Origin of the sequence: Neorhizobium sp. T25_27 (assembly GCF_002968565.1) — a bacterium.
Taxonomy (GTDB): domain Bacteria; phylum Pseudomonadota; class Alphaproteobacteria; order Rhizobiales; family Rhizobiaceae; genus Neorhizobium; species Neorhizobium tomejilense.
The window spans coordinates 1,036,347-1,060,041 of sequence record NZ_PVBJ01000001.1 but is presented as its reverse complement, the minus strand read 5'-3'; the positions used below and the strand labels follow the sequence as shown (position 1 = coordinate 1,060,041).

23 protein-coding genes and 1 tRNA gene are annotated in these 23,695 nt (G+C 62.1%); 14 read left to right on the top strand and 10 right to left on the bottom strand.

The genetic code is table 11. The features are described from left to right. Window positions 1-17: 17 nt before the first annotated feature. A complete protein-coding gene (locus tag C5J24_RS05310) occupies window positions 18-695 on the bottom strand; it encodes an alpha/beta hydrolase (RefSeq protein ID WP_105401381.1) in 678 nt (225 codons plus the stop codon). 242 nt (window positions 696-937) lie between these two features. Between C5J24_RS05310 and C5J24_RS05305 the strand changes: the two genes are divergently transcribed. From C5J24_RS05305 to sufA, 7 genes are all read left to right on the top strand, one after another. Then, window positions 938-2,104, top strand: coding sequence for a cysteine desulfurase family protein (locus C5J24_RS05305; RefSeq protein ID WP_105416101.1), 1,167 nt, complete (start codon window positions 938-940; stop codon window positions 2,102-2,104). Between the two features lie 148 nt (window positions 2,105-2,252). Continuing rightward, complete coding sequence (gene sufB, locus C5J24_RS05300) at window positions 2,253-3,722, top strand: Fe-S cluster assembly protein SufB (RefSeq protein WP_105401464.1); 1,470 nt, start codon at window positions 2,253-2,255, stop codon at window positions 3,720-3,722. A gap of 63 nt (window positions 3,723-3,785) precedes the next feature. Then, window positions 3,786-4,541 (top strand): Fe-S cluster assembly ATPase SufC, encoded by a 756-nt coding sequence (sufC, locus tag C5J24_RS05295; protein ID WP_105416098.1) that lies wholly within the window; start codon window positions 3,786-3,788, stop codon window positions 4,539-4,541. 25 nt (window positions 4,542-4,566) lie between these two features. Beyond that, entirely contained in the window at window positions 4,567-5,841 is a 1,275-nt protein-coding gene (gene sufD, locus C5J24_RS05290; RefSeq protein WP_105416096.1) for a Fe-S cluster assembly protein SufD, read from the top strand. Window positions 5,842-5,854: 13 nt separating this feature from the next. Beyond that, on the top strand, window positions 5,855-7,096 hold the full coding sequence (locus tag C5J24_RS05285; protein ID WP_105416094.1) for a cysteine desulfurase: 1,242 nt from the start codon (window positions 5,855-5,857) through the stop codon (window positions 7,094-7,096). Between the two features lie 11 nt (window positions 7,097-7,107). Continuing rightward, window positions 7,108-7,488 carry an SUF system Fe-S cluster assembly protein gene (locus C5J24_RS05280; protein WP_038586774.1) on the top strand — a complete coding sequence of 127 codons (381 nt, stop codon included), beginning with the start codon at window positions 7,108-7,110 and terminating at the stop codon, window positions 7,486-7,488. A gap of 77 nt (window positions 7,489-7,565) precedes the next feature. Then, a complete protein-coding gene (sufA, locus tag C5J24_RS05275) occupies window positions 7,566-7,955 on the top strand; it encodes a Fe-S cluster assembly scaffold SufA (protein ID WP_105416092.1) in 390 nt (129 codons plus the stop codon). Between the two features lie 5 nt (window positions 7,956-7,960). On the opposite strand, the gene C5J24_RS05270 is transcribed toward sufA, so the two are convergent. From C5J24_RS05270 to C5J24_RS05255, 4 genes are all read right to left on the bottom strand, one after another. Then, entirely contained in the window at window positions 7,961-8,584 is a 624-nt protein-coding gene (locus tag C5J24_RS05270) for a GntR family transcriptional regulator (RefSeq protein ID WP_105416090.1), read from the bottom strand. 123 nt (window positions 8,585-8,707) lie between these two features. Beyond that, window positions 8,708-9,913 (bottom strand): ABC transporter permease, encoded by a 1,206-nt coding sequence (locus C5J24_RS05265; RefSeq protein ID WP_105416088.1) that lies wholly within the window; start codon window positions 9,911-9,913, stop codon window positions 8,708-8,710. After that, complete coding sequence (locus C5J24_RS05260) at window positions 9,903-10,619, bottom strand: ABC transporter ATP-binding protein (RefSeq protein WP_105416086.1); 717 nt, start codon at window positions 10,617-10,619, stop codon at window positions 9,903-9,905. The genes C5J24_RS05265 and C5J24_RS05260 overlap by 11 nt, the downstream gene beginning before the upstream one ends. 11 nt (window positions 10,620-10,630) lie before the next feature. After that, window positions 10,631-11,917, bottom strand: coding sequence for an efflux RND transporter periplasmic adaptor subunit (locus C5J24_RS05255; protein WP_371673736.1), 1,287 nt, complete (start codon window positions 11,915-11,917; stop codon window positions 10,631-10,633). 503 nt (window positions 11,918-12,420) lie between these two features. Here C5J24_RS05255 and C5J24_RS05250 point away from each other — a divergent pair. Continuing rightward, complete coding sequence (locus C5J24_RS05250) at window positions 12,421-12,681, top strand: DUF2171 domain-containing protein (RefSeq protein WP_046636368.1); 261 nt, start codon at window positions 12,421-12,423, stop codon at window positions 12,679-12,681. 82 nt (window positions 12,682-12,763) lie between these two features. Here the strand turns inward: C5J24_RS05250 and C5J24_RS05245 are convergent, their stop codons facing one another. The 4 genes from C5J24_RS05245 to C5J24_RS05230 all read right to left on the bottom strand — a co-directional run bounded on the left by C5J24_RS05245 (window position 12,764) and on the right by C5J24_RS05230 (window position 15,844). Further along, complete coding sequence (locus C5J24_RS05245) at window positions 12,764-12,943, bottom strand: hypothetical protein (RefSeq protein WP_105416084.1); 180 nt, start codon at window positions 12,941-12,943, stop codon at window positions 12,764-12,766. A 67-nt stretch (window positions 12,944-13,010) separates the two neighbouring features. Continuing rightward, complete coding sequence (locus C5J24_RS32545) at window positions 13,011-13,136, bottom strand: hypothetical protein (protein WP_255394352.1); 126 nt, start codon at window positions 13,134-13,136, stop codon at window positions 13,011-13,013. 157 nt (window positions 13,137-13,293) lie between these two features. Further along, complete coding sequence (locus C5J24_RS05240) at window positions 13,294-14,835, bottom strand: DegQ family serine endoprotease (RefSeq protein WP_105416082.1); 1,542 nt, start codon at window positions 14,833-14,835, stop codon at window positions 13,294-13,296. 933 nt (window positions 14,836-15,768) lie between these two features. Beyond that, window positions 15,769-15,844 (bottom strand) — tRNA-Lys (locus C5J24_RS05230). A 204-nt stretch (window positions 15,845-16,048) separates the two neighbouring features. Between C5J24_RS05230 and C5J24_RS05225 the strand changes: the two genes are divergently transcribed. Continuing rightward, window positions 16,049-16,807 carry a cytochrome c biogenesis CcdA family protein gene (locus tag C5J24_RS05225; RefSeq protein ID WP_105416078.1) on the top strand — a complete coding sequence of 253 codons (759 nt, stop codon included), beginning with the start codon at window positions 16,049-16,051 and terminating at the stop codon, window positions 16,805-16,807. Window positions 16,808-16,854: 47 nt separating this feature from the next. After that, window positions 16,855-17,817 (top strand): AEC family transporter, encoded by a 963-nt coding sequence (locus C5J24_RS05220; RefSeq protein ID WP_105416076.1) that lies wholly within the window; start codon window positions 16,855-16,857, stop codon window positions 17,815-17,817. On the opposite strand, the gene C5J24_RS05215 is transcribed toward C5J24_RS05220, so the two are convergent. Beyond that, the gene (locus tag C5J24_RS05215; RefSeq protein ID WP_105416074.1) at window positions 17,794-18,996 is read right to left on the bottom strand and encodes a UbiH/UbiF family hydroxylase; all 1,203 of its coding nucleotides are present in this window, start codon (window positions 18,994-18,996) and stop codon (window positions 17,794-17,796) included. The genes C5J24_RS05220 and C5J24_RS05215 overlap by 24 nt on opposite strands. Window positions 18,997-19,182: 186 nt before the next feature. Between C5J24_RS05215 and pcsA the strand changes: the two genes are divergently transcribed. The 4 genes from pcsA (at window position 19,183) to C5J24_RS05195 (ending at window position 23,658) form a co-directional block, all read left to right on the top strand. Then, window positions 19,183-19,911: a phosphatidylcholine synthase gene (gene pcsA / locus C5J24_RS05210; RefSeq protein ID WP_046667090.1), complete on the top strand. Its 729-nt coding sequence runs from the start codon at window positions 19,183-19,185 to the stop codon at window positions 19,909-19,911. A gap of 168 nt (window positions 19,912-20,079) precedes the next feature. After that, the gene (locus C5J24_RS05205; RefSeq protein ID WP_105416072.1) at window positions 20,080-21,654 is read left to right on the top strand and encodes an ABC transporter ATP-binding protein; all 1,575 of its coding nucleotides are present in this window, start codon (window positions 20,080-20,082) and stop codon (window positions 21,652-21,654) included. After that, entirely contained in the window at window positions 21,644-22,732 is a 1,089-nt protein-coding gene (locus tag C5J24_RS05200; RefSeq protein ID WP_105416070.1) for an ABC transporter permease, read from the top strand. The genes C5J24_RS05205 and C5J24_RS05200 overlap by 11 nt, the downstream gene beginning before the upstream one ends. Then, window positions 22,732-23,658, top strand: a complete 927-nt coding sequence (locus C5J24_RS05195) for an ABC transporter permease (RefSeq protein WP_105416068.1) — start codon at window positions 22,732-22,734, stop codon at window positions 23,656-23,658. The genes C5J24_RS05200 and C5J24_RS05195 overlap by 1 nt, the downstream gene beginning before the upstream one ends. Window positions 23,659-23,695: the final 37 nt, after the last annotated feature.

The following is a 23,695-nucleotide window of genomic DNA, read 5'->3' as shown; positions in this document are numbered from 1 at the left end:
ACAGTTCTGGAAAGCGATCACCGAATGCGCTTGGCCGCCGGTTCCGGCACCAGTTCGCCGTTGAGGCGGCGGTCGAGATAATCCTCGCATTCGGCCATCAGCGTGTCTACCTGAGCGTTGAAGAAGTGATTGGCGCCCTCGACCATCCGGTGCGTGATCAGAATGCCCTTCTGCGTCTTCAGCTTTTCCACGAGCCCGTTGACATCCTTCTCGGGCGCCACCTTGTCGCTGTCGCCGTTGATGATCAGGCCGGACGACGGGCAGGGGGCGAGGAACGAGAAGTCGTAGATGTTCGGCTGCGGCGCGATCGACATGAAGCCCTCGATCTCCGGCCGGCGCATCAGGAGCTGCATGCCAATCCAGGCGCCGAAGGAATAACCGGCGACCCAACAGCTCTTCGAATCGGGATGCAGGCTCTGCACCCAGTCGAGCGCGGAGGCCGCATCCGAAAGTTCGCCGGCGCCATGGTCGAATTCGCCCTGACTGCGCCCGATACCGCGGAAATTGAACCGCAGCGTCGTAAAACCGCGCTTCTGGAACATGTAAAAGAGCTGGTAGACGATCTGGTTGTTCATCGTGCCGCCAAACTGCGGATGCGGGTGCAGGATGATGGCGATCGGGGCGCTCTTTTCCCTGGATGGCTGGTAACGACCTTCAAGGCGGCCGGCTGGGCCGTTGAAAATGACTTCGGGCATCGGTACTCCGGTCAATATGTTCAGGTTCTAGACGAGTATCACGTCGAGTTGGACTTGACGAAGCCGCTCAGCTTTTCTAAAACTCAGTTTAGAACCATTCGAAACTTTGGGCTGCATGCTGGATGCGCGCCCGATGCGATGTCTCTTACGGCAAGGCCGACGGAAATTTCAAGGAAAATGCGGGTCCCCGTCCGCCCCATCTGTAATTCAACATCTATCTAGAAACGGAAGCCGATCAGGCAATGGCGCTGAACCGCACATATCTGGACTGGAATGCGACGGCGCCCTTGAGCGCGCCGGCTCGCGCCGCCATGCTGGATGCGCTGCAGTTGCCGGGAAATGCCTCGTCGGTTCACGGCGAGGGCAGGGCGGCACGCGCCGCAATTGACAAGGCGCGCCGGCAGGTGGCGGCGCTGGTCGGTGCAGAGCCTGCGCATGTGACGTTCGACAGCGGCGCGACGGAAGCGGCCAATCACGTCCTGACCCCGGATTTCCGCATGGGCCGGGCGCCTTTGGCGATGGGCCGCGTCTATGTCTCTGCGATCGAGCATCCGGCGATCCGCGAAGGCGGTCGCTTTGATCCGGCCCAGGTGACCGAAGTGCCGGTGACGCCGGCGGGTATCGTCGATCTTTCCGCACTTGAGGCGCTGCTGGCCGAACACGACGGCAGCACCGGCATGCCGATGGTCGCCGTGATGCTGGTCAACAACGAGACCGGCATCATCCAGCCCGTGCGGGAAGCGGCCGCGATCGCCCATGCCCATGGCGGCCTGATGGTGGTGGACGCCGTGCAGGCGGTCGGCCGCATTCCGGTGGACATCAATGCGCTGGATGCGGATTTCCTGATCCTGTCGTCGCACAAGATCGGCGGTCCGAAGGGCGTCGGCGCGCTCGTCTCGCGCGGCGAAGTGCTGATGCCGAAACCGCTGATCCGCGGCGGCGGCCAGGAAAAGGGCCATCGCTCCGGCACCGAGAATTTCCATGCCATCGTCGGGTTCGGCGCGGCTGCCCAGGCAATGCGCGAAAACCTTCATGACCGCAATGGCGCGATCGAAGAGTTGCGCAACCGGCTGGAAGCGGGAATGCGCCAGGCGGCGCCCGATGCGATCATCCATGGCGAGGGAGTTCTGCGCGTAGCGAATACCTGCTTTTTCACTTTGCCGGGGCTGAAGTCGGAGACCGGCCAGATCGCTTTCGATCTCGAAGGCATAGCTCTGTCCGCCGGCTCCGCCTGCTCGGCCGGAAAGGTTGGCGAAAGCCATGTTTTGACGGCGATGGGGCATGATCCGAAGCTCGGTGCTCTGCGGATTTCGCTCGGCGCCGACACGACGGAAGATGATATCGCGCGGGCGCTGGCCGCCTTCGCAAAGATTGCCGGCCGGCGAAAACCGGCGGGCGAGGCGGCGTGACCGCTTCCAAAATTGCGCATGCGCAAATTTCCGCTTGCCAAAAGGTGTGAAAACCGCCTTCTGGCGCCTACATAAGGGAGGCAATTGTCCCCCCGGATTGATGACAAGAATTGCCGGAATTTGAACCGGCAAGAATTGGAGTATGAACATGGCTGCCGTGCAGGAAACAATCGATCAGGTTCGCCTAATCGATGTGGACCAGTACAAATACGGTTTCGAAACCGTCATCGAAGTGGACAAGGCGCCAAAGGGTCTTTCGGAAGATATCATCCGTTTCATCTCGGCCAAGAAGCAGGAGCCGGAATGGATGCTGGAATGGCGTCTCGACGCCTATCGTCGCTGGCTGACCATGGAAGAGCCCACCTGGGCACGCGTCGAATATCCGAAGATCGACTTCAACGACCTTTACTATTACGCCGCGCCGAAAAGCAGCGCCGGCCCGAAGTCGCTCGAAGAAGTCGATCCGGAACTGTTGAGGGTCTACGAGAAGCTCGGGATTCCGCTGCGCGAACAGGAGATTCTGGCTGGCGTCGAGACGCCCCGGGTCGCCGTCGATGCCGTCTTCGACTCCGTCTCGGTCGTGACCACCTTCAAGAAGGAACTGCAGAAGGCCGGCGTGATCTTCATGTCGATCTCCGAGGCAATCCGCGAACATCCTGAGCTGATCAAGAAATACCTGGGTTCGGTCGTTCCGACTTCGGACAATTTCTATGCGACGCTGAACGCTGCCGTGTTCACCGACGGTTCCTTCGTGTTCGTGCCGAAGGGCGTGCGGTGCCCGATGGAGCTGTCCACCTATTTCCGCATCAACGAAAAGAACACCGGCCAGTTCGAGCGCACGCTGATCATCGCCGAGGAAGGCGCTTACGTTTCCTACCTCGAAGGCTGCACGGCTCCCCAGCGTGACGAGAACCAGCTCCACGCCGCCGTGGTCGAACTGATCGCCCTCGACGACGCAGAGATCAAGTATTCGACGGTGCAGAACTGGTATCCGGGCGATGCCCAGGGCAAGGGCGGCATCTACAACTTCGTCACCAAGCGTGGCGATTGCCGCGGCGCCCGGTCGAAGATTTCGTGGACGCAGGTGGAGACCGGTTCGGCGATCACCTGGAAATATCCGAGCTGCATTCTTCGCGGCGACGATAGCCGCGGCGAGTTCTATTCGATCGCCGTTTCCAACGGTTATCAGCAGATCGACAGCGGCACCAAGATGATCCATCTCGGCAAGAACACGTCGAGCCGCATCATCTCCAAGGGCATTTCCGCCGGCAATTCGAACAATACCTATCGTGGCCAGGTGTCGATCAACCGCCGGGCTTCCAATGCCCGCAACTTCACCAATTGCGATTCGCTCCTGATCGGTGACCAGTGCGGTGCTCATACCGTGCCCTATATCGACGTGAAGAACGCATCGGCACAGATCGAGCACGAAGCGACGACCTCGAAGATTTCCGAGGACCAGAAGTTCTACGTCATGCAGCGCGGCATTCCCGAAGAGGAAGCCATCGCCCTGATCGTCAACGGCTTCGTCAAGGACGTCATCCAGCAGTTGCCGATGGAATTCGCCGTCGAGGCCCAGAAGCTGATCGGCATTTCGCTCGAAGGCTCCGTGGGCTGATGGCCCGCTGTCCGAATATCGCGCATTGACGCGTCACCGAATAAATCCGGAAGGATAAGAAACATGCTTGAGATCAAGAACCTGCACGCCCGCATCGCCGAAGACGGCACCGAGATCATCCGCGGCCTGAACCTCACCGTGAAGGCCGGCGAAATCGCGGCCATCATGGGCCCGAACGGCTCCGGCAAGTCGACGCTCTCCTACATCCTGTCGGGTCGCCAGGATTACGAAGTCACCGAGGGCGATATCCTCTATAACGGCGAGAGCATTCTGGAACTCGACCCGGCCGAACGGGCCTCCAAGGGCATCTTCCTCGCCTTCCAGTACCCGCTCGAAATTCCGGGCGTCGCCACCATGCAGTTCCTGAAGGTTGCGATGAACGAGCAGCGTAAGGCGCGCGGCGAATCCGAACTGACGACGCCGGACTTCATCCGCCGCGTCAAGGAAGCCGCCGACAAGCTGAAGATCGACCAGGCCATGCTGCGCCGACCGCTGAACGTCGGTTTCTCCGGCGGCGAAAAGAAGCGCGCCGAAATTCTGCAGATGGCGCTGCTCGAGCCGAAGCTCTGCATCCTCGACGAGACCGACAGCGGTCTCGATATCGACGCGCTGAAGATCGTCGCAGACGGCGTCAACGCGCTCAAGTCGCCGGACCGCGCCACCATCGTCATCACCCATTACCAGCGCCTGCTCGACTACATCGTGCCGGACACGGTTCATGTGCTCTACAAGGGCCAGATCATCCGCTCCGGCGACAAGGCGCTTGCGCTTGAGCTGGAAGAGAACGGCTATGCCGATATCATCGGAGAAGCGGCTTAAGCGGCCCGAAGGGAAGGATGTTGTCATGAACATGCAGACGACAAGCCGCCTCACGGCTGCGGAAACCGCGCTGGTCGAAGCCTTCGGCGCGCAGATCGGCGACCTGCCGGGCAATGGCGCCGTGATCGGCACGCGGGACCGGCTTCTGGACGATCTCAAGAAGGCCGGCCTGCCGACCCGCCGCATCGAGGCCTGGCATTATACCGACCTCAAGAACCTGCTGCGCGTCCTCCCGGACGCCGCTACCGTTTCGGCAATCGATCCGGCCGCGCCTCTGGTCGAGGGCTCGAAGGTCCTTTCGATCCTGCAGGGCACTGCCGATGCGAAGGCCGCCGTTGACGGTGTCGAGATCGCGCTCTTCAGGGACAGGCTCGCCGACGGCTCAGCCGCGGCCGGCCTGACGGCGCTCGACAAGGACGACGCGATCGGCCGCATCAACGGCAGCTTCGTGCGCGATGGTTATGCGATTGCCGTTCCGGCCAATACTGAATTGGATGCGCCGATCGAACTGCAGGCCCTGCACGGCGCGGGCCAGGTCCATACGCGCTTCCCGGTCTCGTTCGGCGCTGCTTCGAAGGCGACGATCATCGAGCGTCACCGGTCGGTGGCGGAAGGTTCAGCGCTTGTGTCCTCGATCAGTGACATCGCACTGGAGGACGGCGCTGACATCACCTGGATCATCCTGCAGCAACAGGCCGCAGAGGACACCCATCTCGGCCAGATCCGCGTAAAGCTCGGCACCGATGCCAAGCTGCGCCTTTTCGTCATCAATGCCGGCGGAAAGCTGGTGCGCCAGGAACTGCGCATCGACGTGGCCGGCGAGGGTGCCGAACTGACGCTGCGCGGCGTCAACCTGCTCGGCGGCGAAAGCCACACCGACGTCACGCTGGTTCTCGGCCACAACGTGCCGAACACCAACTCGACGGAAATCATCCGCAATGTGGTGTTCGACCGCGCCAACGGCGTTTTCCAGGGCATGATCCGGGTTGCTCCGGATGCCCAGAAAACCGATGCCAAGATGTCCTGCAACACGCTTCTGTTGACCGATGATGGCGGGTTCTCGGCCAAGCCCGAGCTCGAAATCTTCGCCGACGACGTCGTCTGCGGCCATGGCGCGACGGTCGCCGATATCGAGAGCAGCCATCTCTTCTACCTGATGGCGCGCGGCGTTCCGGAGAACAAGGCGCGGGCCATGCTGGTCAACGCCTTCGTTGCCGAGATCGTCGAAGAACTCGAGGAAGAAAAGCTGGTCGAGGCGCTGGAAGGCGTCATCTCGGCCTGGCTTGAAAAACACGCCTGAGAAGGGGCCCGATATGGACCAGAGTGCACCCTCGACGACCTACGATGTGGAAGCGATCCGCCGGGACTTTCCAATCCTGTCGACGATGGTGCACGGCAAGCCGCTGGTCTATCTCGACAACGGCGCCTCGGCCCAGAAGCCGCAGGTGGTGATCGACGCGATCAGCCACGCCTATTCCAGCGAATATGCGAACGTCCATCGCGGCCTGCATTTTCTCTCGAATGCGGCGACGGAAGCCTATGAGGCGTCGCGCGAAAAGGTGCGCCGGTTCCTGAATGCCGGTTCGATCGACGAGATCGTCTTCACCAAGAATTCGACCGAGGCGATCAACACGGTCGCCTACGGCTGGGGCATGCCGAATATCGGTGCCGACGACGAGATCGTCGTGACGATCATGGAGCACCATTCCAATATCGTGCCCTGGCATTTCATCCGCGAGCGGCAGGGCGCCAAGCTCGTCTGGGTGCCGGTCGACGACGAGGGTGCCTTCCATATCGAGGATTTCGAAAAGTCTCTCACCGAAAAGACCAAGCTGGTCGCCATCACCCATATGTCGAACGCGCTCGGCACCGTGGTTCCGGTCAAGGAAGTCTGCCGCATCGCCCATGAGCGTGGCATTCCGGTTCTGATCGACGGCAGCCAGGGCGCCGTGCACATGCCGGTCGATGTCCGCGACATCGATTGCGACTGGTACGTGATGACCGGGCACAAGCTTTACGGTCCGTCCGGCATCGGCGTGCTTTACGGCAAATCGGACCGGCTGAGGGAGATGCGGCCGTTCCAGGGTGGCGGCGAGATGATCGTCGACGTCACCGAGGATATCGTCACGTATAACGATCCGCCGCATCGTTTCGAGGCGGGTACGCCACCGATCGTCCAGGCGATCGGGCTCGGTTACGCGCTCGACTACATGGACAAGATCGGCCGCGCCGCGATCGCCCGTCATGAAGCGGATCTTGCCGCTTACGCGGCGGAACGCCTGCGCGCCATCAACTCGCTGCGGATCATCGGCAATGCGCCGGGCAAGGGCGGCATCTTCTCCTTCGAGCTCGCGGGCATCCATGCCCATGACGTCTCGATGGTGATCGACCGTAAGGGTGTGGCGGTCCGTGCCGGCACCCATTGCGCCATGCCGCTCTTGAAGCGCTTCGGCGTCACCTCCACATGCAGGGCATCGTTCGGCATGTATAATACCCGTGCCGAAGTGGATGCGCTGGCCGATGCGCTCGACTACGCGCGAAATTTCTTTGCTTGAGGACTATTGCCATGGCCGCCGATGAAACGGAATTGAAGTGGGACGCCCGCGAAGGACTGATCCAATCCGCTATTCCGGCCGATGAGTTGGCGCGACTGAGCGACGACGTGATCGGAGCGCTGAAAACGGTTTATGATCCGGAAATCCCCGCCGACATCTTCGAACTTGGTCTGATCTACAAGATCGACATCGAGGACGACCGCATGGTGAAGATCATGATGACGCTGACTGCGCCAGGCTGCCCGGTCGCTGGCGAAATGCCGGGCTGGGTGGAAAACGCCGTCGGCGCCGTCGAAGGCGTGTCCGGTGTCGAAGTCGAGATGACCTTCGATCCGCCGTGGACGCCGGAGCGCATGTCCGAAGAAGCCCAGGTGGCTGTCGGCTGGTATTGATCGATTAATCGGTCGGTACTACATTTGAATCGTGAAACACCGGACCTTGAATCCGTGTGCGGAAGGAGAATGAGCCCATGGGCTTCGCCATTATGACCATGACCGATGCCGCCGCGACCCGCGTCAAGCAGCTCGTCGCCAGTTCCGAACCGGAGGCCAAGGGCTTGCGTGTCGGGATCAAGAAGGGCGGCTGCGCCGGCATGGAATACACGGTCGATCTCGTCACCGAGCCCAATGCCAAGGACGATATGATCGAATACGACGGCGCGAGCGTCTGGATCGAACCTTCCGCCGTGCTTTTTCTCCTCGGCACCCAGATGGATTTCGAAGTGACGCAGATGCGCTCAGGCTTCACCTTCGTCAATCCGAACCAGACGTCCGCCTGCGGTTGCGGCGAATCGGTCGAGCTGAAGCCTGCGGATCTCGCTGCGCTCGCAAAGCAGCGCGAAGCCGAAGTCCACGCCTGATTACCTCATGAATTCGTCAGATAGCCGAGGAGCGTATCCATCGCTCTTCGTGCCGCTTCGACGTCGCCCGCCCGGATGGCGCGGATGACTGCGACATGCTGGGTCACGGCCTGATCCAGCCGTTCGATAGAGGCCGTCGAAAACCACCGCCGCCTGGAATGGGTCTGGAGCGGCGCCAGCGCCGAGGTCAGGAACCGGTTGGGGCAGGCCTCCTCAAGGGCCTCGTCGAAACGCTTGTCGGCATCCAGGAAGCCGTGAATGTCACCGGTCGCCGCAGCGGCACCCATTGCCTTGGCGCAGTCGAGCAGGGCGCTGCGTTGCCCGTCGCTGGCATGTTCCGCCACCAAGGCTGCTGCAACCGGTTCAAGCTGGCGCCGCACCTGCATGATGCTGTCATGGTCGCTCTCGATGATCTCGGTGACCTGCAGCCCGACGCGCGGGCGCACCCGCATCAATCCCTGCCATTCGAGTTTCTGGATCGCTTCGCGCACCGGCGTGCGACCTTGTCCAGCAAGGCCGATGAGCTGCTTTTCCGTAACCAGCGCACCGGGCGGCAGCTTCATGGTGACGATCAGAGTTTCAAGCCGGCGATAGGCCTGTCTGCTGAGCGGTTCTGCTTCGGCTGCCATGGTGATCCTCTCTGATATATCAGAAGGTGACATGTCGCATTTGGAATGGCAAGCCGAGTTGATATATCAGTCTGCGGTATACGGTCGTTCGTCGGCGCCCCTGGCGGCCAGAGGCCGCTTTGCTCATTCGTGGCGGAGCGCTTCGATCGGATTGAGCTGCGCCGCACGCCGGGCGGGGAAATAGCCGAACACCATGCCGATCGCCGCCGAGAAGGCAAAGGCAAGCAGGATGATCGTCGGGCTGGCGACGAAGGGCACGCCGAGGAAGCTCACGACGCCATACGCAAGTGCAAGGCCGGCAACGATGCCGCTGACGCCGCCGAAGATCGACAGCATCACCGCCTCGACGAGGAACTGGGTCAGCACCTGCCGCTCAAGCGCACCGATCGCGAGGCGAATGCCGATCTCGCGGGTGCGTTCGGTGACCGAAACCAGCATGATGTTCATGATGCCGATGCCGCCGACCAGCAGGCTCACGGCCGCGACAGCGCCGAGCAGGCCGGTCAGCAGCACCGTCGTGCCGGTCATTGCGGCGGCGATCTGCGACATGTCGTTGACAGAGAAATCGTCCTCGCGGCCGATCGCGATCCTGCGCCGCTCGCGCAGCAGGCTTTCGACGTCCGACTGGACCTTTGTGGTCGCCACGCCGTCCTGTGCCGACAGGATGATGCTGCTGATCGTCGTCGTGCCGCCGATCCGCCGCTGGTGCAGTTTCAACGGCATGATGACCGTGTCGTCCTGGTCGTCGCCCATGCCGGACTGGCCCTTGACGGCGAGCACGCCGACCACCGGGCAGGCGACATTGCTGACGCGGATGTTCTGCCCCACCGGATTGGCCGCGCCAAAGAGTTCCTTGCGCACCGTCTCGCCGATGATGCAGGCAGCCTGGCTGCCGCGGTCCTCGTTGGCGAGGAATGACCGGCCGAGCGACAGATCCCAGTCCTGGGCGATCAGATAATCGTTGTTGGTGCCGATCACGCTGGATGAATGGTTGGCGCCGCCGGCAATCACGGTCGCCGTGCCGCGGTTGACGGGCGCCACGGCGCGAAGCCCGGCCACCTGTTCCTGGATCGCCAGGACATCCTTGTCGTTGAAGCGCTTGGCCTCGCTGCTGGCACGTCCAGGTCCCCATTGACCCGGGCGGACGAACAGCGTGTTCGTGCCGAGGCGGGAAAGTTCGGCCTGCACCTTCGCCGTCGTGCCGTTGCCGACCGTCACCATGGCGATGACCGCCGCAACGCCGATGACCACGCCGAGCACGGTGAGGAAGGAACGCAGCATGTTACGGCTGATCGCACGCCAGGCCAATTTCGCCGTCTCAAAGAACATGGTCGTGCTCCTTCACCTGCGCCTGATCCGAAGCGAGATGACCGTCGATGAAGCGCAGCAGCCGCTTGCCATAGGCGGCGATGTCCTCCTCGTGGGTGACCATGATCACGGTAATGCCGTTGTCGCGGTTGAGCCGGGTGATCAGCTCCATGATCTCTGCGCTGGTCCTGGTGTCGAGATTGCCGGTCGGCTCGTCGGCGAGCAGCACTGCGGGATCGGTGACGATGGCGCGAGCGATCGCCACGCGCTGCTGCTGGCCGCCCGACAGTTCCTGCGTCGTATGGCCCTCGCGCCCCTTGAGGCCCACCTGTTCCAGCGCGACGAGCGCACGTTTGCGCCGCTCGCGGTGATCCATGCCCCGATAGACGAGAGGCAGTTCGACATTTTCGACGGCGGATGTGCGGGCGAGCAGGTTGAACCCCTGGAACACGAAGCCCAGCATGTGACGCCGCAGCAGTGTCAGCTGGGCGCGGTCGAAGCCGCTCGTCGGAATGCCCTGGAACAGATATTCACCGGAGGTGGGCACGTCGAGCCCGCCGATGATGTTCATCGCTGTGGATTTGCCGGAACCGGACGGACCCATGATCGATACGAACTCGCCCGCCGTGATCGACAGGTCGATATGATCGAGCGCACGGATCGTCGCTTCGCCGTGCCCGTAGAACTTCGAGACCTGCCTGAAGGTGATGATGGGAGGGAGCGTCATCAAAACCCTCCTCAGCTCGCGCGGGCGACGGCGTCCGTGATCAGCAGATCGCCTTGCTTGACCTCGCCGGATTTCAGCACCGTGAACTGCCCGTCGGTCGGGCCGGTCTCGACCTGAACCCGTGTCGGCACGCCAGCGCGCAGGACCCAGACGGCACGGCCTGCACTCGAGGCATTGTCGCCACCGCGATTGCCGCGCGGCCGGGGCGGTGCGAAGAGCCGGGTGAGGAAATTGCCGCGGCTGCGCGCCGTCGTCGGCGGCGAGTAGCGCAGCGCCACGTTCGGCACGAGGAGCGCATCGGTCACCGATTGCACGGTGATGTCCGCAGTTGCCGTCATGCCGGGACGCAGCAGCAGGTCGGCGTTGTCGACAGTCAGGATCGCCTTGTAGGTGACGACGTTGGAGACGGTTTCGGATGCAAAGCGCACCGCCTGGATGGTGGCCGGAAAGTTGCGATCGGGATAGGCGTCGACCGAGAATTTCGCCGACTGGCCTTCCTGGACATGGCCGACATCCGCCTCGTCGACGGCGACCTGCAGTTCCATGCGCTTCAGGTCGCCGGCGATGGTGAAGAGCACTGGCGCATTCAGCGAGGAGGCGACGGTCGCGCCCGGATCCACGTCGCGGGTCAGCACGATTCCATCGATCGGCGAAACGATCTTGAGCTTCAGAAGGTTGAGCTCCGAGAGCCGCAGATTGGCTTCGGCGGAAAGAACCGATGCCTCGTTGACGGCCTTGGTGGCGAGCGCCGAATCATACGTGAATTTCGCCGCGTCCAGCTCCTGCTGGGTCGAAATGCGGTTGCTGACGAGGCCGGTCAGGCGGTCGAGCGAATTTTTGGCCGAGGCAGCTTCCGCTTCGGCCTTCAGCACGTTGGCCCTTGCTGAAGCCAACTGGGCGCGGGCGCTCTGGACATCCGCCTCCTGCTTGTTGGTGTCGAGTTCGGCGAGCACGTCGCCCTGTTTCACCGCGCTGTTGTAGCTGACATTGACCTTGCGGACAGTGCCGGACAATTCGCTCGATATGTCCACCTGATCGGTCGGCTGGACCGAGCCGGTCGCCGTGACGATGACCGAGAGGTCGCCGCGCTTTGACGGCTGGGTGGTGTAGTCGTAGCGCGGGCCGCTGCTGCCGAAATAGCTGTAGGCGCCTACCGCGGCGGCAACGACAACGACAAGGACCGTCGGCCAGACCCAGCGGCGCTTCTTGCGCTGGTTTCCCGAAGTGGCCAGGATCGCGGCGAGATCGGGCGTGCCGCTGGTCTTTGTTGCCGGGTCGGGGCTGTTCTGCACGTTCAACGGTCTGTCCTTTGCTGGGTAGCGATACAACCGGGACTAAATCTCCCGCTGCGCCGTCCTGCGGCGCAAGTCCGCCGGAAGCGTGGTCGCCGGAGGGAATTCTTCTGCTCTCTCAATGACATGAAACCGGAGATGATAAAACTTAAATATCGGTAATCTATGGAAGCTAAAGAATAACTTCAGTTCTTCCCGCTATGTAAGCTTGAAAATTGTAATGGCGCTTAAAAATGCGGGTTTACTGACAGTATTATGGCTGTAAAATTCTCTGTGTTGGCCTGCGCCTTTGCAGCTATTCTGATCGCCCCGGGCGTCTGCTACGCTGGCCATGATCTTGTTCTCACCCTGACCAATAAAACCAAAGGTACACTCGACCGGAAAGCGTGGACAGCAGTTCCGAACGTTCTCCGCGAGTGGCCTGTTTTGTGAAAGCCTCTCAATTTCGAAGAGCATGCATCGATATCCCCATTCATGCGTTGTCGAAACGCAGAAAAAGGAGATTTCCCATGATCGATGCTGCAAGAATCAAGGAACACGCCGAAGTCATCGGCGCGGATGGCGCCCATGTTGGAACGGTCGACCGCGTCGAAGGCAGCCGTATCAAGCTGACGAAGAAGGACAGCGGTGAGGGCGGCCATCGAGGCCACCATCACTTCATTCCGCTGGAATTGGTCGCCGATATCGAAGGGGACAGAGTTCGTCTTTCGGCAGACGGCGATGTCGCTGTGACATTCGAAGAAGAAGAGGGCGGCAAGGCCGTTCATTGATTGGTTGGACATAAAAAGGCCGGCGCCTGGAAAGAGGCGCCGGCCTTTTCGTATTTCAGATCCTAATTTTACCGCGTCGCGATCAGTGTGCTGAACCTGGAACGCCGAAGCGTTCCGGCAGGAAGGCCGTCTCTGCCGGAGGGCCGCTCAGGCGATCCGATTTCGTGCTGGCGGTCGGTCCGGCCGGATGCATGAGAAGGGCGACGACAAGGCCACCCGCAATGGCGGACCCCAAGGCAATCAGGACATTCTGGGCGCTCATGACTACGGCTCCTCCATAGCCTGACAACCCCCGGAAAACAGGAAGGTTCCGGCCGCACGCCATGGTGTCAGTTTTGGGCTGAGAGTTCCGTGGGTGAAGCCATGATGTCGCCACCGCCAAGCGACTGGTCGGCATATTTGAATGCCAGTATGCTGAGCACCGAAACGATCATGACCACGAATATAATGCGCATAAGGACGCTCCTTCGGCCGGGCAAACGTCTTCTGCCTGCGAAGGTTCCGGTGATGCGGAACCCGTCGCCGCGTTGGAGGGGAGTGTGGGCCTGACCAAACGACCGCCGCCCGGTCGCGACAACCGGGCGGCGCCGAGAAGATAGGGCGAGGCCGGGTTCAGCCGATCGAAAAGGGAACCGCGACGAAGGTCTGGTTCTCGCCGCGCTGGATGAGGAGCAGGACGGACTTGCGCCCGGATTTGCCGGCTTCCGCGACCGCCGCCTTGGCTTCCTTCGCCGATTTCACGGGCTGCTGGTTGATCGAGACGATGATATCTCCGGCCTGCAGGCCGGCGTCGGCAGCCGGCTTGTCGGGGGCGACGCTTTCGATCACGGCGCCGTTTTCCCGACGCGGCAGGTTGAGCGCCTCGCGGATATCCGGCGTGAGGTCGGCAAGACCGATGCCGATGGTCGGAAGGCGCTGGGCGCCCTGCATGGACTTGTTGCCATTGTCGGCGGAAGCCTGCTGCTGGTCGGGCTCGTTGCCGCCAACCGTGATGCTGAGATTGCGGCTTTGACCCTGACGCCAGACAGCCAGGCCCTCCTTGGCGCCGGGCGTCAGGTCGGCGACCATGCGCGACAGATCCCGCGGCGACTTGATCTGCTGGCCGCCGAGCGCGGTGATGACGTCGCCGGTCCGGATACCCGCCTTGGCTGCCGGCGTGTCATCATTGACATTGGCGACCAGCGCGCCTTCCGGCTTGTCGAGGCCTATGGCGCTCGCCACATCCGCCGTCACCGGCTGGATCTGCACCCCGATGAAGCCATGCTCGATCGAGCCGTCCTTCATCAGCTTGGCGACGACCTTTTGGGCCTGGTCGGACGGGATGGCAAAGCCGACACCGACACTGCCGCCGTTGGGGGAATAGATTGCCGTGTTGATACCGACGACCTTGCCTTCGAGATCGACCAGCGGGCCGCCCGAATTGCCGTGGTTGATCGGTGCATCGATCTGGATGAAATCGTCATACGGGCCGCTGTGGAGATCGCGGCCGCGGGCCGAAACGATACCGGCCGTCACCGTCGTGCCGATGCCGAATGGATTGCCGATCGCCAGGATCTGGTCGCCGGCATTGAGCTTGTCCGAATCGCCCCAGGCGATGGTGGCCAAGGGCTTCGGCGCGTTGATCTTGATGACCGCGAGGTCGGATTTAGGATCGGTGCCGATCAGCTTGGCGGGTACTTCCGTGCCGTCGTCGAGTGTCACCTTGATGTCGATCGCATTGTCGATCACGTGGTTGTTGGTGACGATGTAGCCGTCCGCCGTCACGACGAAACCGGAACCGAGAGCCTCGGCCCGCGGAGCCTGGCGCTGCTGCGGCATTTGGCGCGGCACGGGAATGCCCTGCTGGCCGAAGAACTGTCGAAACTGCTCGTCGAACGGGGAATTGTCGCCGAAGGGCGAGCTGTCGTCCGAGGCGACGTTCTGGGCCTTCATCGTGGTGATGATGGTGACGACCGCCGGCTTGTCGGCCGAAACGATCGGCGCGAACGAGCCCCCCGGAGCGACAATGCCGGAAACGGAGCCGGCAGCAGTTGTTGCCGTGGTTGCCGCATGCGCCGCATTGGAGCCGAGAATGACCGGCACGGAGAGCGGGACCGCAACGATGGCGGCGCCAAGAAGTGCCGCGATCCGATGTCTGCGAAGGATATTTGACATGGAGGTCTTCCTTTCAATCTGCAGCCCTTGCGACGGGAGGCGGCGCATTGGGGCGAAGAGGATCGAAGCCGCGCGAGCGATCGCGGCCGATCGGTTGGGGTTCTGGAGATTTGCGAAGTTGAAAAGCCAGCTTTGCGGGCAAGCCGTTGCATCGGAAAACCGGTTCACGGGAAGGCGGGTGAAGCGGCTTCGAGCGCCTGGCTATCGAAGTCGATCACCGGGCGGTCCGGTGAGGTGCATGACCGGGCAGGGAGCCGGCGACACGGGGGAAGGCTGGTTTATCGGGACGAGCGAGCGCATATCTGAGCTCCATCTTCGGCAAACGGTTGTGAAACTGGCTCAGCCTCTCCGGCCGTCGGCAGCATTCAGTCTTGAAGACAGAATTACGCCCCGAAGCCTCGAAGGTCAGCTTAATAATAAATAAGGTTTGGAAGGCCTCATCTGCCGAAATTTAGGCCAAATGCTCCGCTCCGGAGAGGTCCTTGATCTCGCGAAATAAGATATTTCAAGGGTTTGACGCTGCACCCGGAGTTTTCGCCCGCCCGCGGTTTGCAGCCGCAAACGTGACCTGACTGTAATGAATGGCATCCGCTCTGAAGATGAGCAAATTGTAATGGGTGAGGCGGGGCTTTTTCGATGCGTTTGAGCGTCCCCGATCCAGGACCGGATTTAAGAAAGGACGGCCGACGTGATCTCGTGGCAGCGACGTGACGTCAATCGGTCGCCCGACCCCGTTCTAAAGTTAACGGCAGTCGCGTCCTGATCGGCTTGTGACAGACCGGCCGGACTTCGTCCACCCACATTGTGACGAAGCAGTGCGCAGCGATTCTATCCGCCACGGCGAACGAGACGGCGCACGGAGCCTTTGCCCAAGCGCACCAAACCACTGCAATCGCATTGGTGTCCGTTTAAGTGTATGACTTAATTTGAGTATGGTGAGAGCGTCGGGGTTCGAACCCGAGACCTACTGATTAAAAGTCAGTTGCTCTACCAGCTGAGCTACGCTCTCCCGCGGCCGCGGATGAGCGCGTCCTTGAAAGTGCGCGGAACATAGGCAGGTGCCCCCTTGCGGTCAACCCGCAAAAGCAGCAAAAATGCGGCTATCTGACGCTTTTCCGTCGCGCTGCGAAAAGGTGATTGGCATTCGCCGCGTTCGGCCATTACCTCAAGCGTAAGACGCGGGCTCCCGGAAGCCCGCCATCCGGAGCCGCACGTGTCGATTGCCGAAATATCCCTGCTGAGCGCGCTTCTTGCCGGCGCCCTATCGTTTCTCTCTCCTTGCGTGCTGCCGCTCGTGCCGCCCTATCTCTGTTATATGGCGGGCATTTCGGTCGAGCAGTTTCGCGGTGGCGGCGGAGCGGCGGTTATCGATTCGGGGAGCGGAACACGGCGGGCGGTGCTCAAGTCGGCATTGTTCTTCACCCTCGGGTTCGCCACCGTCTTCGTGGCGCTCGGGGCCGGCGCCTCGACGATCGGCGTGCTCTTGCGTCAGCATCTCGATCTCCTGTCGAAGCTCGGCGGCCTGATCATCATCATCATGGGGCTGAATTTTCTGGGTGTTTTCCGGATAGGCCTTCTCGCCCGCGAGGCACGCTTCCAGGGCGGCGGCCAGCCGGCGACGCTCTCCGGCGCCTATGTCATGGGACTTGCCTTCGCTTTCGGCTGGACGCCCTGCATCGGCCCGGTGCTCGGCGCCATCCTCGGCGTAGCCGCATCCCGCGATACGGTCGGCGAGGGAGCGGCATTGCTTGCCATCTATTCGCTGGGCCTGGCCGTGCCGTTCTGGATCGCCGCCGGCTTCTCCGGTGCCTTCATGCGGTTCCTCACCCGGTTCCGCCGCCATCTCGGCATGGTCGAGAAGGTCATGGGGGTCTTCCTGATTCTGACCGGGCTCGCTTTCATCTTCGGTTTCGTCACTTCGGCCGCAATCTGGTTCCAGCAGACCTTTCCAATCCTGATGCAAATCGGCTAACGGAAAAGCGTCTTCCAATACGGCCCGCTCGTTCGGGCAGGGAACCGATGGCCGATATCATTGCATTGCTGTTGCCCTTCTTCGGCCTGATCTTCATCGGTTATCTGGCCGCGAGGGTGACGAGGCAGCCGGCCGAAGCGCTCGGCTGGATGAATACGTTCATCATCTACGCGGCTCTGCCGGCGCTGTTCTTCAAGCTCGTTTCCCGCACCCCGGTCGAGCAGTTGACCCGAGCCGACTTCATCTTCGGTGAGATCGGTGCGACCTACCTGGTCTTCTTCGTTCTCTTCCTGATCGGCTTCTTTTTGCGTCGCAATTCGTTCGCCGATTGCACCATCCAGTCGTTTGCCGGCGCCTACGGCAATATCGGTTATATGGGGCCCGGCCTGGCGCTGCTGGCTTTCGGTGAGGCGGCAGCGGTGCCGGTGGCGCTGATCGTCTGTTTCGAGAACGCCGCGCATTTCATTGTCGCACCTGCGATGATGGCGGTGGTCGGCGGCGACAAACGCCCCGTCAGCCACGTGGTCGGCGATATCGTCCGCAAAGTTGTGCTGCACCCATTCATCATCTCGACGGCGCTCGGATTCTGCTTCGCGGCATTTGCCGTGCAGCCGCCTGCTGCCTTCCAGCGGCTTATCGACTACCTCGCTCAGGCGGCGGCCCCTTGCGCGCTGTTTGCCATGGGGGTGACGCTGGCGCTTCGGCCGATCAAGCGCGTGCCGGTGGAGATCAGCTATATTGCGGTCTCCAAGCTGATCGTGCTGCCGATGACCACCTACGCGGTTCTGTCGCTGATCGGCAATTTCGATCCCGTGTGGATCTATTCCGCGACTTTGCTTTCGGCGCTGCCGACGGCGACCAACGTTTTTGTCATCAGCCAGCAATACGGCGTCTGGCAGGAGAGGGCGTCGGCGAGCATCCTGATCATTACCGTCGCATCGGTGGCAACGCTGCCGGTGCTGCTTTACCTCATCAATTCAGGCGCGTTACCGCCGGATCTCTTTCCGTAAGGCATCGACGACGGCACGCAGGCCACGACCCGGTTCGATACCTTCCCGCATCAGCAGATTGCGAAGCGGCGGCGCGTAGCTGAGGATGTGCAGGCCGGCGGCGCGCAGCATCTGGACGGGCAGGAAATCCGACAGCAGCGAACGGTTGAGGAGATCGACGCCGACCGTGCGGCTGACGATATCCGGGCCGCGGCGCCGGTTGAAGCGATCGCCTGCATCCGCAGGCACCGGACGGTCGCCGGTTGCGGCGAGCAGGTCCGAAAGCGCGATGATGTCGCGCAGCGACAGGTTGAGGCCCTGCGCTCCGATCGGCGGAAAGGCATGCGCGGCCTCGCCGATCAGCGCCAGCCGGCCCTTGCCGAACCGCTCCGCCATCAGGCTGGAGAGTGGCCATGCCTGTGCCTTGCCTTCGACCTTTACCTTGCCGAGCATCGACTGCATGCGGTCTTCGACCAGCCGCGACAGTTCCTCGGTCGGAAGTTCGACGAGACGGCGGGCTTCATCCGGCTTCACCACCCAGACGAGGCTGGAGCGCAGGCCGGGCAGGGGAACCTGGGTGAACGGTCCGCTTTCCGTATGGACTTCGGTCGAGACATTGCCGTGCGGCAGGCTGTGGGCGAAGTTCAGTACCACCGCCGACTGGGGATAGGACCAGCGGCGCACGCCGATGCCGGCCGTGTCCCGCGCTTTCGACTGGCGGCCATCCGCACCCACGACGAAATCGGCGCTGGCAATCGTGCCGTCCGACAGCGTCAGCATCACTCTCTCGGCCGAGAAATCGAAAGTCTCGACGGTCTGGGCGACGTTGGTAATATTGCGTTCTGCTGCAACCGCCGCATCCAGCGTTTCCGACAGCGCCCGGTTCGGTATGTTGTAGCCGAAGGCGTAGAGGCCGACATCCTGCGCCCGGAACTGCGCCGTCGGCGCGCGCAGCAGCCGCTTGGTGCCGTCGACGATCTGCATGACCGAAAGCGGCGCGGCGGAAGGTGCTATGTCCTCCCAGACGCCAAGTCGTTCAAGAAAGCGAATGGAGTGGTCCATCAGAGCGGTCGTGCGCTCGTCGGTTTTCTCGGAGGAGGGTGCGATCATCGCCACCTTGCGGCCGGCACGCGCGAGCGCCAGTGCGGCAACCGATCCGGCCAGTCCCCCGCCCACCACTGCGATCTCGAAATGCTGCATGTCCGTCGTCCTGCTCTGCAAAATGTACTCTCGATATCTAGAGCTTCGTGGCGGGCATATCCATGGGGCACGGCAGCGCAGCATGGAAAAAGCAATGCTCCATGTCTTTGGGCGCGGCCAAGCCGGTTGCAATGCGCGGTGATTGGCCGCATATCTCGCCGGATAAGGGAAAGGCGGGACTGACGCGTGATTAGACGAATCTTCAATTACAAAAAAGTTCCGTATGCCGAAATCCGCGCCTTCTCGGTTCATCTGCTGACGGCGTCCGGTTCGTTCCTGGCTTTCCTCGGGGTCGTCGCGGCAGCCGAGCATCGCTTCGTCGACATGTTCTGGTGGCTGGGGCTGGCACTCCTCGTCGACGGCATCGACGGACCGATCGCCCGCAAGGTGCGGGTCAAGGAAGTCCTGCCCAACTGGTCCGGCGATACGCTCGACAACATCATCGACTACGTGACCTACGTGCTGTTGCCGGCGTTTGCGCTTTACCAGAGCGGCATGATCGGCGAGCCGTGGTCCTTCGTGGCCGCCGGTGCGATCGTCGTCTCGAGCGCTGTTTATTATGCCGACATGGGCATGAAGACGGACGAGTACTTTTTTTCCGGCTTTCCGGTCGTCTGGAACATGGTCGTGTTTACGCTATTCGTCATAGATGCAAGCGCCACGGCCGCTCTGGTCGTGGTCTCCGTATCGGTTGTCCTCACCTTCCTGCCGATCAACTTTCTGCATCCCGTCCGCGTCAAGCGGCTCCGCCCGCTCAATATGGCCGTCGGCCTCATCTGGTGCGCGCTCGGCGGCTATTCGCTGCTCCTGCATTTCGATACACCCGACTGGGTCGTCTACGGCGTCGTATTGAGCGGCATCTACCTCTATTGCATTGGCGGCGTTCTGCAGCTTTTCCCCAGTCTCGGAAAATAGTTGGGCGTTCCGGAAACGCCCTTTTCTTTAGTGTTGTGCGAAGCAACAAAAACGGTATCAATATCAGTCGAATGTCCGGAGGGATCGCCGGATGTCGTCAAAGTCAATACGTCGCGTTGCCCTGAAAAACCTCGAAGAAGGTAGGTACGCGGTGAACGAGGGGGTTCAGTGACGTTATCCGAGGGTCCGGCGACCGTTCCGCTTCTGTCGGTTCGAGGTTTGACCAAGCTTTTCGGCAGCTTCGCGGCTTGCAACGCGATCGATTTGGATATCGCTCCCGGCGAAATCCACGCATTGCTCGGTGAAAACGGCGCCGGCAAATCGACGCTGGTAAAAATGCTCTTCGGTGTGCTGCAGCCAAGCGCCGGCGAGATCCTCTGGCAGGGCGCGCCGGTGACAATCGCCTCGCCGGGCGAGGCCCGCCAACTGGGCATAGGCATGGTCTTCCAGCATTTCTCGCTGTTCGAGGCACTGACGGTCGCGGAAAACATTGCGCTGTCGCTCGACCCGAAGATTTCGCTCGCCAGGATCTCGGACGAAGCGGCGTCGCTTTCCAAGGCATATGGCCTGCCGCTCGACCCCCAGGCGCATGTGGCGGACCTGTCCGTCGGCGAACGCCAGCGCATCGAGATCGTCCGCGCGCTGCTTCAGAACCCCAAGCTGATCATCCTCGACGAGCCGACTTCGGTCCTGACCCCGCAGGAGGCCGACCGGCTGTTCGAGACGCTGTTCAAGCTGAAGGCCGAGGGCCGGTCGGTCCTTTATATCAGCCACAGGCTGGAGGAAGTGCGCCGCATCTGCGATCGCGCCACGGTCCTGCGCCATGGCAAGGTCACCGGTGCCTGCGATCCGAGCCAGGAAACACCGGCCTCGCTCGCCCGCATGATGGTCGGCTCCGACGTCGCCGAAGTCCATCGGGACAATGCGGCGGCACTCGGCGATATCCGCATCGAGGTCAGCAATCTTTCGGTGCCGGCGCGCACGCCTTTTGCGGTCTCCCTGAAGAACATCGCCATGAAGGTCCGCGCGGGTGAAGTGCTGGCGATCGCCGGCGTTGCGGGCAACGGCCAGGGCGAACTCTTCGATGCGCTCTCGGGTGAATATCCGGTTGCCGAAGACGAGGCGATCCACATCCGGGGCAAGGCGGTCGGCCGCACCGGCATCAACGGCCGCCGCCTGCTTGGGGCCGGCTTCGTGCCGGAAGAACGCCACGGCCACGCCGCCGTCTCCGCCATGGCGCTTTCGGACAATCTCCTGCTCGCTCGCAGCCAGTCGGACAAGAAGGCTTTTCTTTCGGGCGGCGCTTTCTCCGTCATCCGCTTCGACGCGATCCGGTCCGCCACGCGCCGCATCTGCGAGGCGATGGATGTGCGCAAGAGCGGCGAGGATCCGCAGGCAGGCTCGCTCTCCGGCGGCAATCTCCAGAAATTCATCGTCGGGCGCGAGCTTGACCGGCAGCCCTCCGTGCTCGTCGTCAACCAGCCGACCTGGGGCGTCGATGCCGGTGCCGCAAGCCGCATCCGCCAGGCGCTGCTCGATCTCGCCCGGTCGGGCTCGGCGGTCGTGGTGATCAGCCAGGATCTCGACGAGATTTTCGAGGTGGCGACGAATATAGCCGTCATCTCCGAAGGCAGTCTCTCCAAGGCCTATCCGGCCGGCACGCTGACCTTGGAACGCATCGGTCTGCTGATGGGCGGTATCCACGAAAGCCATCCCATTCCGGAGACGGCGCATGCGCATTGAGCTCCAGAAGCGCGCCCGCGTCTCGACGCTTTTCTCGGTCCTCTCGCCGCTGCTGGCGCTCGCGCTGACGCTGCTTTTCGGCGCCATCATGTTCTGGCTGCTCGGCAAGAACCCGGGGAGCGCTCTCTACAGCTTCTTCATCGAGCCGCTGCTGGAAGTGTGGTCGCTGCACGAACTGGCGATCAAGGCGGCGCCGCTGATCCTGATCGCGGTCGGCCTGTCGGTTTGCTACCGGTCCAACAACTGGAATATCGGCGCCGAAGGCCAGTTCACCATCGGCGCGATCACCGGTTCGATCCTGCCGGTCATGTATCCCGCCTGGCACTCGCCGATGATCCTGCCGCTGATGCTGATCCTCGGCATGGTCGGCGGCGCGCTTTATGCCGGCATACCAGCGCTGCTGAAAACCCGCTTCAACACCAACGAAATCCTGACCAGCCTGATGCTGGTCTATATCGCCCAGCTTTATCTCGACTGGCTGGTCCGCGGACCATGGCGTGATCCGCAGGGCAATAATTTCCCGATCACGAAGACTTTCCAGATCGAAGCAGTGCTGCCGGAGATCCTGTCGTCCGGCCGCGCCCACTGGGCCTTCATCTTCGCGATCGTCGCCGCCGTGGCGCTCTGGTTCATGATGCGCTTCATGCTGAAGGGCTTCGAGGTCTCGGTGCTTGGCCAGTCGGAGCGGGCAGGGCGCTTTGCGGGCTTCTCCGCCCGCCGCATGGTGTGGTTCTCGATGCTGCTGTCGGGCGCGCTGGCCGGCCTTGCCGGCATTTCGGAGGTCTCCGGCTCGATCGGTCATGTCCAGCCGGTCATCTCGCCGGGCTACGGTTTCACCGCGATCATCGTCGCCTTCCTCGGGCGGCTCAATCCGCTCGGGATCATCGCTTCAGGGCTCGTGCTGGCGCTGACCTATCTCGGCGGCGAGGCGGCGCAGTTGTCGATCGGCATTTCGGACAAGGTCAGCCGCGTCTTTCAAGGGTTGCTGCTCTTCTTCGTGCTCTCCTGCGATACGCTGATCCACTACAGGATCCGGCTGATCTTTGCGGGTGCCAAAACGGTGGAGGTGAAGGGCTGATGTTCGAAGCGATCCTTCTCACCGTCATCACCGCATCGACCCCGCTGGTTCTCGCAGCACTCGGCGAGCTGGTCACCGAGCGCTCCGGTGTGCTGAACCTCGGCGTCGAGGGCATGATGATCATGGGGGCCGCCTGCGCCTTCGTGGCCGCGCAAGTGACGGGCTCACCCTATATCGGCATCCTCGCCGGCATTCTGGGCGGCGGGATATTCTCGCTGCTCTTCGGTTTCCTGACGCTGACGCTGGTGGCCAACCAGGTCGCCACCGGCCTTGCGCTCACCATCCTCGGTCTCGGGCTTTCCGGCCAGATCGGCGAGGCCTTCGTCGGCCAGCCGGGCATCAAGCTGCAGCCGATCGTCTTTCCGTTCCTTTCGGATATCCCGTTTTTCGGTCGCGTCCTCTTTCGCCAGGACCTGATCTTCTATGTATCGATCGCGCTTGTCGTCGGCATCAACTGGTTCCTGTTCAGGAGCCGGACTGGATTGAAGTTGCGGGCAATCGGCGACAGCCATGCCTCTGCCCATGCGCTCGGCATCAACGTCATCCGCACCCGCTACCTGGCGGTGATGTTCGGCGGCGCCTGTGCCGGACTTGCCGGCGCTCAGCTTTCGCTTGTCTACACGCCGCAATGGGTGGAGAACATGTCGGCCGGCCGCGGCTGGATCGCGCTCGCGCTCGTCGTGTTCGCCTCCTGGCGGCCATGGCGGGTCCTGGCCGGCGGGTACCTCTTCGGCGCCGTCGGGATCGGCCAGCTGCACGCGCAGATCGTGGCGCAGAACCTCGGCATCGTCATCCCGTCGCAGTTCCTGTCCGCACTTCCTTATGCGGCGACTATTGTCGTGCTGATCATCATTTCGCATAATCGTCGCACGACGCTCATCAATACGCCGGCCTCGCTCGGGAAACCCTTTGTCCCCGACCGGTGACCGCGGAACCAAAAACAAAACGTCTTCAAGCCAATAG